The organism is Deltaproteobacteria bacterium, assembly GCA_016875395.1.
Lineage (GTDB): Bacteria > Myxococcota_A > UBA9160 > UBA9160 > UBA6930 > VGRF01.
The window spans coordinates 1-6,223 of sequence record VGRF01000058.1; the positions used below are offsets into that span (position 1 = coordinate 1).

7 protein-coding genes are annotated in these 6,223 nt (G+C 70.0%); 1 reads left to right on the forward strand and 6 read right to left on the reverse strand.

Annotated features, from left to right (window positions below):
• The coding region (locus FJ091_21775) for an amino acid ABC transporter ATP-binding protein (protein MBM4385980.1) at positions 1-378 on the forward strand (378 nt) is incomplete at its 5' end.
• Between the two features lie 7 nt (positions 379-385).
• Here the strand turns inward: FJ091_21775 and FJ091_21780 are convergent.
• From FJ091_21780 to FJ091_21805, 6 genes are all read right to left on the reverse strand, one after another.
• Positions 386-1,201: a substrate-binding domain-containing protein gene (locus FJ091_21780; protein ID MBM4385981.1), complete on the reverse strand. Its 816-nt coding sequence runs from the start codon at positions 1,199-1,201 to the stop codon at positions 386-388.
• Positions 1,202-1,205: 4 nt separating this feature from the next.
• Positions 1,206-2,474 carry a putative porin gene (locus tag FJ091_21785; protein MBM4385982.1) on the reverse strand — a complete coding sequence of 423 codons (1,269 nt, stop codon included), beginning with the start codon at positions 2,472-2,474 and terminating at the stop codon, positions 1,206-1,208.
• Positions 2,475-2,530: 56 nt separating this feature from the next.
• The gene (locus FJ091_21790; protein ID MBM4385983.1) at positions 2,531-2,914 is read right to left on the reverse strand and encodes a LysR family transcriptional regulator; all 384 of its coding nucleotides are present in this window, start codon (positions 2,912-2,914) and stop codon (positions 2,531-2,533) included.
• On the reverse strand, positions 2,911-3,819 hold the full coding sequence (locus FJ091_21795) for a crotonase/enoyl-CoA hydratase family protein (GenBank protein MBM4385984.1): 909 nt from the start codon (positions 3,817-3,819) through the stop codon (positions 2,911-2,913). The genes FJ091_21790 and FJ091_21795 overlap by 4 nt, the downstream gene beginning before the upstream one ends.
• Positions 3,820-3,881: 62 nt before the next feature.
• Positions 3,882-5,078, reverse strand: coding sequence for an acyl-CoA dehydrogenase family protein (locus FJ091_21800; protein ID MBM4385985.1), 1,197 nt, complete (start codon positions 5,076-5,078; stop codon positions 3,882-3,884).
• Between the two features lie 55 nt (positions 5,079-5,133).
• A complete protein-coding gene (locus FJ091_21805) occupies positions 5,134-5,850 on the reverse strand; it encodes a PilZ domain-containing protein (GenBank protein ID MBM4385986.1) in 717 nt (238 codons plus the stop codon).
• Between the last annotated feature and the right edge of the window lie 373 nt (positions 5,851-6,223).

The window sequence follows — 6,223 nt, forward strand, 5'->3', positions numbered from 1 at the left end:
CGGCGCGCGCTCGAGGCCACCCGCCTCGCCGCTCACGCGGAGCGACCCGCGCGCACGCTCTCGGTGGGGGAGCAGCAGCGCGTCGCGTTGGCAGCCGCCTGGGCGCGCGAGCCGGAGCTGCTGCTACTCGACGAGCCCGCGGCGGCGCTCGACCCCGGCGCGACGCGCGAGCTCGAGCGCGCGATCGGTGCGATCCGCGACGCGGGCGTGAAAGTGGCGATGAGCACCCACGATCTCGCGCAGGCGAGGCGCCTCGCGAGCGAGGTGCTGTTCGTGCACGAGGGGCGGCTGCTCGAGCAAACCCCCGCGGCGGAGTTCTTCAGATCGCCGGGCAGCGAGGAAGCGAGGCGCTTCCTCGCGGGCGAGCTACTGGCGTGAGCCGGCTCTACTCGAGAAAGAACACCTGTTCGCCACCGACCTTGAAGGCCGCGATCGCCGACCGGCCGGCCGCGCCGGTCAGCCAATCCGCGAGCTTCTGGCCGAGGTCAGCCTTAACGCCGGGATGCTTCGCGGGGTCGACCACCATCACGCTGTAGCGGTTCAGCAGGCGCGCATCGCCGCTCACCATCTCGACGAGGCCGCGGCGATTGGAGAGCGCGAGCCACGTCGAGCGATCGGTCAATGTGTAGGCCTGCAGCTCGCCGGCCATACCGAGCGTCGTCGCCATGCCGCCGCCCGCTTCGATGTACCAGCGGCCCGAGGCCGGCTTCGGATCGCGCGCCGCGGCCGCCCAGTAGCGCAGCTCCGCCTTGTGCGTCCCGGAGTCATCGCCGCGCGAGATGAACTTCGCGCCTCGATCCGCGATGCGTGCGAACGCCGCCACGACATTCGCGCCCTTCGCGCCTGCCGGATCCGACTTGGGGCCGACGATCAGGAAGTCGTTGTACATCACGGCGCGCCGCTCGCGCGCGTGCCCTTCCGCGACGAATGCATCCTCCGCCGCGCGATCGTGAACGAGCACGACGTCCGCATCCCCCGCGCGGCCGATCTCCAGCGCCCTCCCGGTCCCCACGGACACGACCCGCACTTCGATCCCGCTCTGCGCGGTGAACTTCGGGAGGATCGCGTCGAGCAGGCCCGAGTCCTGCGTCGACGTGGTCGTCGCGAGTGTGATGAACGGCTTCTCTTCGGAGAACGCCGAGCTCGCTACCAGCGAGAGCGCGGCCGACAGAACGAGTGCGATTCGCTTCGGCATTTCCATCCCCTCAGAACTTCACGATCACGTCGGAGCGCAGGCGCAGCCGATCGGCCGCGCTCACCGAAGTCGCGAACGGGATGCCCGTCTCGAGCTCGTCGCTCAGGAACAGCTCGAGCGAGAGCTCGGTGTTCGGGAACACGTGGCGCGAGCCGTAGAACGCCCAGCCCTCGCGGTTGGTGAAGCCGTCGAGCACGTCGCTGTCCGTGTAGAGCGCGGGGCCGAAGTCGGCTTCGAGCGCGTAGTAACCCACGCCGAGCAGAACGGTCTGCTTCGGATCGCCGAGCTCGAGCGCGAGCCCCCAGCCGAGATCCTGCTTGCCCTCGCCCGCGATGCTCGCGGCGTCGAGATTCTTCGCGAGGTGCGCATGCAGCAGCACGGGCCACTTCGGCATGAGTGCAACGCGCGCGAACAGGCTCGACTCGAGCTGGTCGAAGCTGCCGTCCGAGTCGTTACTGAGGGCGACGTTGCCGAACGCCGCCTGGCGCGTGAAGAAGCCCGCGTTCAGCGAGCCGTAGCTGAGCCACGTGACGCGCCCGCCGAGCGCGAGCTGCTCGCTGGCCTGGAGCGTCGCGCCGCCCTGGAGCCCGAAGAAGTGCGGGTCCTTGGTGAAGCGCGACTCCTCGATCAGGAAGTAGCCCGCGCTCGCGAACAGCCCGAGCTTCGGCGTCGCCTGCAGCGAGCTGCGCACCGAAAGCCCCTCGAGCGAGTAGTCCGGATCCCACGTCATGTAGTCCTTGCCGTTCTTCCACAGGAACGGATTCGACTGCTTGCCGAACACCACCGTGGTCGGCGCCGCGTCGATCGGCAGCTTCAGCTGCAGCCACGCCTCGTCGAGCTCGAAGCGGTCGCGGTCGAAGTCGACGCCCGCGCCGAGCGAGCGATTCGTGCTGCGATTCTCGGTCTCACCCGACGCGAGCCGGAAGCCCGCGGTGAGCCACTCGTTCACGGGCACCACCGCTCCGATGCGCAGCCGGTAGCGCGTGCGATGGCGGTCGTTCGGGTCGCCGCCGAGCTCGTCCTCGTCGAACCAATAGCTCTCGAGGCGCCCGCGGAAGTCGCCCGTGAGCACGATCTTGCTCAGCAGCGAGGACTGCTTCGCTTCGTAGGCCTCGTTCTTGCCGACGAGCTCCGCGTACTTCGCCTCGTCGACGATGCCGCGCTCCTTCAGGATCGCGAGCACTTCCTGGATCACGGCCTCGTCGGCTGCCGTCGCGGGCAGCGTCGCGAGCGAGAGAAGCGCGCAGGCGAGCGCCGCGCGCAGCGATCGAAGTCGCATCGGGAATCTCCTGACCGCGCCGCGCGGTCGCTATTCCCGAACGAATATCGCGATCCTCAGCGCTTCGCTCGCCTCGCGCGCGCCTTCTTCCTCGCGGGCGCGCTCGCGAGCTCCGCCGCGAGCGCCGCCAGATCCGGCGCGATGGCCGAGTTCGCCGCCTGCTCCATCGCGCGAAAGCGTGCGACGAGCTGCCGCCCGAACGGAGTGAGCACCGCTCCACCACCGTCCGCACCGCCGGCGCCCGTGGCGACCACGCCGCCGCGGAAACAGCGATTCATGTCGTCGACGAGCATCCAGGCGTGGCGGTAGGCCATGCCAATCGCGCGCGCCGCCGCCGAGATCGAGCCTTCGGCGTCGACGGCTTCGAGCAGCGCGACTTTGCCGGGCCCGAGCGAGTGATCGCCCGGTGCGTGGATGTGAAGGCGCACGCGGAAGCTCATCGCTTGCGAGACCCGTAGTCGCCGAACGGGTCGTCGCGCTCTCGCACCGCCTCGCGGAAGCCAACGGCCTGCGCGCGCGCGACGAAGTCGAGGCCTTCCTGCGTGTGGCGCGCGATGCCGTCGAAGAGCGTGCCCAACAAGCGCGAGTGCGCGAGGCCCATGCTCTCCGCAGTTTGGTTGCAGAGCAGCTTCAGCATCACGAGCTGATTGGTCGGAACGCGCGCCATGCGCTCGGCGAGCGCAGTCGCGTGCGCGAGCAAACTCTTCGCCGGCACCGTCTCGAGGATCATCCCGATCTCGGCGGCCCGCTTCGCCGGGATCTCGTCGCCGGTGAGCATGTATCGCTTCGCCTTCTCGAGGCCCATCCGATAGACCCACATCGCGGTCGTGGGCGTGCCCCACACGCGGCTCGGCGGGTAGCCGAAGCGCGCATCGTCCGCGGCCACGATCAGATCCGCGCACAGCACGAGGTCGGTGCCGCCGCCGATGCACCAGCCCTGCACCGCCGCGATCGTGGGCTTCTTCGCGTACCAGAGCTTCATGTACGTCGCGACGTACTCGCCCATCATTCTGAGATCGGCGACCGAATCCCATGCCTTCGCGCGTTTCGCACGATCCGCGTTGTCCGGCTGCCACGGCGCGGACCCCAACTCCTGCGCCGAGGGCGCGTCGGTCTCTGCGGCCTGCGCGCGCGTCGACCAATCGAGCCCGTAGCCGGCGCAGAACGCGGGGCCCTCGGCGCGCAGCACGATCACCCGCACGTCGCGCGCGGCGTCGGCCGCGTCGATCGCGTGCGCGAGCTCGTCGCGCAGGCGCGGCGTGATCGTGTTGTAGGCGTCGGCGCGAGAGAGAACGATGTGGCGCACGCCGTTCGCGGTCTCGCTGCGCAGTGCGCTGTAACGCATTCGAGGCGAGCTGACCGCGGCCCTTCGCGCGGCCTTCCTCTTCGCGGATTTCGTGCGTGCGCTCACCGCAAGAATCTCGCCGGATCGCGCGCGATGTCCTTGGTCATGTTCTTGTGGTGCGCTTCGAGCGTGCCGCCGCCGATCTCGATCAGCTTCGCGTCGCGCCAGAGCCGCTCGACCACGTTCTCGCCCATGTAGCCGTAGCCCCCTAACACCTGGATCGCGGCGTCGGCGGCGCGCTTCGCGGCCTGCGAGGCGAACAGCTTCGCGGCGTCGGCGGCGACGCGCTGGCCCGTCGCGGCGAGGTCGATCTTGCGCGCGACGTCGTAGGTGAGCGCGCGCGCGGCCGAGAACTCGGCGTAAGTCTCGGCGATGTAGCGCTGGATCTGGCCGTGCTCGCGAATCGGCACGCCGAAGCTCTGGCGCTGGTTCGCCCAGTCGATCATCACGCGCAGCGAGCGCTTCGCGATGCCGAGCGACATGCCCGCGAGCGTGAGCCGCTCGACATCGAGGTTGCGCATCATCTGCAGCGCGCCCTGCCCCTCTTCGCCGAGGCGATTCGCGAGCGGCACGCGCACGCCCTGGAACACGAGCTCGCCGGTGAACGAGGCGCGGCAGCCGAGCTTGTCCTTCCACTTCTGGCCTAGCTCGAAGCCAGGCATGCCCTTCTCGACGAGGAACGCGGTGAGCGTGCGCTCGCCGGTCGCGGCGTAGACGACGAACGCATCGCCGAGCGTGTGCTCGTCGTAGCCGCTGTTGGTGATGAAGGTCTTCGTGCCGTCGATCACGTAGGCGTCGCCATCGCGGCGCGCGCGCGTCTTCATCGCGATCACGTCCGTGCCCACCTGCGGCTCGGTCATGCACAGCCCGCACAAGATCTCGCCCGTCGCCGCGCGCGGCAGGATCCGCTTCTTCTGCGCGGCGTCGCCGTTCACCGCGAGGTTCTGGGCGAACAGCACCGAATGCGCGAGCACCGCGAGCGCGAAGCCGGGGTCGCTCGTGCACAGCTCTTCGTAGAGCAGCACCGCCGCCGCGGCGTCGAGGCCCGCGCCGCCGTACTCGGCGGGCAGCGTCACCCCTAACAAGCCGAGCTCGCCAGCGCGCTTGAACAGCGCGAGGTTGAACTTCTCCGCGCGGTCGTGCGCGGCGGCCTGCGGCTCGACCTCGCGCGTGACGAACTCCGCGAGGGTTTCGCGAAAGAGCGCGTGCTCGGAGGTGGGGTTCGAGAGATCGAACGTGCGCCAATCGAAGTCACTCATGCACCCAGGTTATTCCCGGGCGAGAGCGGACGCGATGACGCGCTCGCGAATACGGCTACGCGGCGGCGAGATGCTGCTCGACGAACGAGCGAATCGCGTTGCGCGAGGCGGCAGGCGTCGACTGGAACACGAGGCCGAAGTCGGGGATCAGCTGATACGAGGCCTCGGCGCGCGTCTCGATGCGGCCGGCGCGCGGCAGCTCGAACGAGATCTCGAGCGAGGTGCCGAGAGGCAGCGGCTCGGGCGTGCGCAGCAGGCAGCCGTTCTCGCTGAGCGAGAGCACCGAGCCGATCCACTCGCGGTCGGCGCCGCGCATGCGCGCGGGCAGGTTTGTGGGAACGCGCAGGGCGCCGCGCGGCATCGGCTCGAGCACCTGCTGCAGCAGGCGGTAGAGCTCGTGCAGACCGGCGGGCTGCGGGATCGCGCCGATCACGCGCCGGTCGTCGGTCGCGCGCGGCTCGCGGCCGGTCAGCAGAAGAATCGGTAGGCGCTCGAACGGCGCCTCCTCCGGGAGGCTCCCAAGCATGCGGTCGTCGACGAGGCACAGCGCCGGCTCGCGCTTCGAGAGCGGGGGCGAGGCCTGCCACTCGTCGAGCGGCACGATCGAGTAGCCCATGCGGCCGAGGATCGCGCGCGAGAGCGGAATGAACGCCGTGGGACGCGCCAGCGACAGGATCAGGCGGCGCTTCTCTTCGGGAGTCTCGGCGTGGTGCTGCATGCCGGGTTGCATCGGCAGCCGCGTGACGCGAATTGAGGCATACGCGAGGGGCACGCAGGCGACGCGCAACCTCGGGGCTTCGCTCTCGCGAGCCAATCCTTAGAGTGCTTCGCATGGAGCCAGATCTCGCCCGCTGGTTGATTGCGCAGCGCACTGCGATCGAGCGCGATGCCGGCGCGCTCGATGCCGCGAGCGCGGAGGCCGAGGCGCTGCGCCGCTTCCGCTCGTTCGCGGTGCTCGCGCTCGCGCGGGGAGCGGCGACTCCGTCTCTCGAGGGCCTGCGCGCGCCGCTGCGGCGGACCGCGCGCGCTCGATGCGTGGATCGCGGCGGTGGCGAGGCTCGCGCCGCTAGAGCTGAAGGCGCAGGCCGCGCTCGCGCCCCTGCGTGCGCAGTTCGTCGCCGCGCTCGCGGCGAGTCAGCCCGCGC

Coding starts and splice junctions, on each gene's coding strand:
- FJ091_21780 (MBM4385981.1), bottom strand. CDS start 1,201: ATGGAAATGCCGAAGCGAATCGCACTCGTTCTGTCGGCCGCGCTCTCG.
- FJ091_21785 (MBM4385982.1), bottom strand. CDS start 2,474: ATGCGACTTCGATCGCTGCGCGCGGCGCTCGCCTGCGCGCTTCTCTCG.
- FJ091_21790 (MBM4385983.1), bottom strand. CDS start 2,914: ATGAGCTTCCGCGTGCGCCTTCACATCCACGCACCGGGCGATCACTCG.
- FJ091_21795 (MBM4385984.1), bottom strand. CDS start 3,819: ATGCGTTACAGCGCACTGCGCAGCGAGACCGCGAACGGCGTGCGCCAC.
- FJ091_21800 (MBM4385985.1), bottom strand. CDS start 5,078: ATGAGTGACTTCGATTGGCGCACGTTCGATCTCTCGAACCCCACCTCC.